This window comes from Mycobacterium sp. ZZG (assembly GCF_054786995.1).
This window is the reverse complement of sequence record NZ_JBTBFV010000125.1, coordinates 1-3,707: the sequence shown is the minus strand read 5'-3', so window position 1 is coordinate 3,707 and position 3,707 is coordinate 1. Positions and strand designations below refer to the sequence as shown.

Below are 3,707 nucleotides of genomic sequence, written 5' to 3'. Positions count from 1 at the left end.
CTTCCCGAACCAGCGCGCCAACGCCGGCTCATGATCGGACCTTCGGATATTCAGATCATCCTCGGGAAGGTGCGCCCACTTTCACGCCCCCACACCGAGGCTCATCCACAGGTTCTGATCATTGCTCAAAGATGTCCGCGTACAGCCGAGATCGTGGAATCCATTCCCGGCATGACCACAGCGCTGTTCTCGGTCCTGCTCCCACACAAGCACATCCCACCGCACACGGGGCCGTGGAAGGGGGTGTTGCGCTACCACCTCGCTCTCCGCACTCCGGCCGACGAGACACAAGCCCGTATCCGCGTCGGCAGCAGTACCCAGCACTGGCGCAAGGGTCGAAGCATGGTCTTCGACGACACATTCGAGCACGAAGTCTGGAACGACAGCGAGGAGATACGTGTCGTCCTCTTCGTCGACTTCGTCCGGGAACTGCCTTGGTACCTAGCGATACCGAACCGCGCCTTCATCGGCGCCATTCGCAGGTCGCCGTATATCAGGCGGGCATTGGCCAACTCCGAAGCTTGGCAGGAGACGCTTGGCGCACAGATCACGGCCGACACCGGGAGGCACCCGACCGGCGACTCTGATACGCACGCTCGCTAGCACCCGGTTGCCCGCGCGTCACCCTCGAGCTACTGCCCTACTCCACCTGAACGCTCAACTGGACAGTTCGACGGCGCAGGGACCCCGTCGAATCGGGCGGCCACCCACCTCGCCACGATTGAGGCGGATCTCCACAAGACGTTGGCGTGATCGGCGCTTGGAATCTGTCGGTACTCGATGTGTCCGCCGAGTGAGCAGCTGTCGGCAACCGCTGTGCGCACCCACTGCGCGAAGACCAGGGAATCCACGGCGCCGGAGACGACGAGCATCGGCCGGTCCAACGGGCGTTGGGGTAGCGCGATTTTGCGCATCGCATCCCGCAGCTCAGCGACGTCGCGGGGAGAGTCCGGCGTGGTCTCGTTCGTCCCGCTCAGCTGATCGACGACGGTTTTCCAGGGGATCGGCGCCGGGTATCTCCTTGGGGCTGCGTGTGCCTCGCCTCGTTGCGCACAATGGCTCAGGCGTTTCCGCTGGGCCTCAGTTGAACCATGCAGGAAGGCCCTCTCGTCGAGATCTGGGTTGTATCGACCCAGGCCGACGATGAACAGCGGGAACAGCGCCAGCTGTTCTTCCGTGAGTGAACCCGACCAGATGAGGTCCGCCGTGGCCGTCACATTTGCCGCCGGTGCGAGCGCGACGCTCCCCACCAGTTCGAGACCACCGCCGTAGTACGGATTCAACTCGTTGGCGGCCCACACCGCTTGTCCACCCTGTGAATAACCGATCGCCGCCCAACGTGTGGACACAGTCGGCGAGAGCTCGCGCAAGGCTCGGACGGCGTCGATGGTGTTGAACGCCGCAGTCCGTTGCTCGAGATATTGATGTGAGCCAGTCTGGCCGAGTCCTTCGTAGTCACTGAGTGCGACGGCGTATTTGCGGTCCAGCAGAGATTCAACGATCGGCGAGTATCCCTGTAGATCCGGCTGGTAGGAGGGACCGCAGTCGGTGCCGATACCGGTCGTACCGTGTGCAAACGAAACGACCGGCCAGCCACCAACCGGCGGAGTTCCGCGGGGGAGGAAGAACGCCCCGGAAACCTCGCGTTCCCCGCCGTCGAGGCCGGACACCGACCTGTAGACAGCACGCCACGAGCCGCCAAGTACCGAATCCGGGTCGGCAAGCGGCGGGTCGTAGGACTCCTTGTGGACGATTTGGCCACGGCTCTGCCAGACATCTGCGGGGACATCAGGCAACGGCACCACGATCGGGGCAGCGATGGGCGCGGACGGCAGCAGCGGGTCAGCGGTGGTCAAACCGAACATCGAAAGAAAGACCAGGAGTGGAAAGACCAGACGCCAACTGGATCTGGCGAATTCTGCCAGCGCCGCCCGTAGCGCGGTACTTCTGCTGCTTCGGCGATGACGCATCTATTCGCTACCGCGGAGTGCGCCGTCGGCGCTGCGATGGTCAACCGTACGAGTAGCTATCGCAGTCAGCCCTTTCCCGTTGTGCCCAGACAGAGCGCGGGCTGGTGACGAAACTCCGAGCTCCATCTGCAGCCTAGCGAAGGGTGATCGGCAACGTGACCGACCTGGTGATTCGGTTTCGCAGCGCGGATTTCGGCACGCTACCGCACTCGAGGCGAGTTGGCCTGCCGGCTCTCCACCGGGTTTGCGCGGTCGGCGGGTGGCAAAGCGATCTCACGACGACTACACAGGGGCGACCGCAAGTCGGACGGCATTGGCAGCATGCGCTGCGGAATCACAGCCCTGAAGCGCGCAGCGAGATATCCAACGGCTGCGGCGGCCAAACCACAGAGCGCCGCCAGTCCTTTGATCCGGTTCGAAGCGTCGCCACACAGCCGACGCAGGGCGGAACAAGCTGCGCGGCGGACGAAGTCCCGCTCCGCGTCGAGCGTGGACCGGTGGCCGATGTTGCTTTCGAGTGCTGCCTTGCCTTGGCCTTCGGAAAAGCACCGCTTGAGAAAGAACCTGAATGTGCTCCGCGAGGCCGGCACCTCGTGATTGATGACCGCGGTCGGCACATACACCCAGTGCCCCTCACAGGCGGCGGCCATTCGAACGCACAGATCGGTGTCTTCTGGTTCACACACCGATCCGACTTTGCCGAAATCGGTTCGGAATCCTCCGACCGCCAGAAACGCTGCCGTTCTGACGGCCATGTTTCCCGACCACACGTTGCGGACTCGTGAGGTGACGGTCGGCTGACCGCGGTAGGACCCGCCAACGGTCCACGCGAAGTCTTCGGGAAGCCATCGCGGCTCGCCACGTGCCCACACCGGGACATATTTTCCGCCGCAACCGACCGTGGTGTCCTCAGCGAAAGGCCGTATCAGTTCCGACAGCCAGTCCGGCTCTGCAAACTCGTCGTCGTCAAGAAAGGCGACCAGGGGTGTGGTGGCCACTCGGACCCCGGCATTACGTGTTGCCGAGGCGCCTCTGGAGTCTCGGTTGAGGACGGCGAGCACTCGAGGGAATTCGTCACGAACGATGCTGAAGAGCTTTTCATTGTTATCGACCGCAACGACCACCCGCACCGACGGAAGTGTTTGCGTTTGCACGGATTTGACGGCCGCCCGAATATTCGCCAGCCGGTCCACGGTGTGGCATGGGATGACAACAGTGATCGCATCGTCGGACATGTGGTACTCCTCCCCCCGGATAGTTGTACCAAGGCACGACGTCGGTAGCAGCCGCAACGGCTAGATGCGAGAGAACCTTCGGCCGGGATATGGCTCGTCGAGGTCCACCGTCCTCGGAGGTTCTCGTGGCCGAACGCAATGCTCATCCGACGTGTGACGGTCGAAGTATTTGATAGCGCAACAAAATTGGTCTGGGGATGCGCTCCAGATGCGGCGACCGTTTCCTCATGGTTGGCGTGCAAAGTCATTGGGATCGTCGACCAGGCCGGCAGATTGCCTCGACGGTCGACAACACCGTCCGAGACACTGCGGGCGGGTGGGGTGGCCAATGGGCGGTGAGCACCCGATCGCAGCAGAAGCGATCGCGCCGAACCGCTAGTGTCCTGAGTCATTAATTGCGATCTAGTTGTTAGACTGGGTTGTGCCGACACCTCATGCCGCGAAGATTGTCTTGACCACTGACGAGCGGGCCGAGTTGGAGGGGTGGGCGCGGCGACGATCC

General features: G+C 62.9%; 3 protein-coding genes. 1 reads left to right on the top strand and 2 read right to left on the bottom strand.

Annotation, left to right across the window (positions count from 1 at the left end):
• Positions 1-603, top strand: a 603-nt coding sequence (locus ACXMYJ_RS28765; RefSeq protein WP_460359504.1) for an aspartyl/asparaginyl beta-hydroxylase domain-containing protein, incomplete at its 5' end; no start/stop codon positions are given.
• 29 nt (positions 604-632) lie between these two features.
• On the opposite strand, the gene ACXMYJ_RS28760 is transcribed toward ACXMYJ_RS28765, so the two are convergent.
• On the bottom strand, positions 633-1,805 hold the full coding sequence (locus ACXMYJ_RS28760) for a lipase family protein (RefSeq protein ID WP_460359503.1): 1,173 nt from the start codon (positions 1,803-1,805) through the stop codon (positions 633-635).
• A gap of 365 nt (positions 1,806-2,170) precedes the next feature.
• Positions 2,171-3,205, bottom strand: coding sequence for a glycosyltransferase family 2 protein (locus ACXMYJ_RS28755; protein ID WP_260755301.1), 1,035 nt, complete (start codon positions 3,203-3,205; stop codon positions 2,171-2,173).
• Between the last annotated feature and the right edge of the window lie 502 nt (positions 3,206-3,707).